The following is a 413-nucleotide window of genomic DNA, read 5'->3' on the forward strand; positions in this document are numbered from 1 at the left end:
GTTCCAGATCGAGTCGCGCGCCCAGATGAGCATGCTGCCGCGGATGAAGCCGCGCGTGTTCTACGACCTCGTGATCGAAGTGGCGGTGGTGCGGCCTGGCCCGATCCAGGGCGGCATGGTCCACCCCTACCTGCGCCGGCGCCAGGGCCTCGAACCCGTCGTATACCCGAGCGAGGAGATGAAGATCGCCCTGGAGCGCACGCTGGGCGTGCCGATCTTCCAGGAACAGGTGATGCAGGTGGCGATCCTCGGCGCCGGCTTCCCGCCGGGCGAGGCCGACCAGCTGCGGCGCGCGATGGCGGCCTGGAAGCGCAAGGGCGGGCTGGAGCAGTATTACGGGCGCATCGTGCGCGGCATGCTGGAGCGCGGCTACGACCTGGCGTTTGCCGAGCAGATCTTCAGCCAGATCCAGG

General features: G+C 68.8%; 1 pseudogene. It reads left to right on the forward strand.

Annotated features, from left to right (window positions below):
* Window positions 1-413: pseudogene (locus KVT32_RS28895) on the forward strand (error-prone DNA polymerase); the annotation flags it as partial.

This window comes from Achromobacter sp. GbtcB20 (assembly GCF_019091095.1).
Lineage (GTDB): Bacteria > Pseudomonadota > Gammaproteobacteria > Burkholderiales > Burkholderiaceae_B > Achromobacter > Achromobacter mucicolens.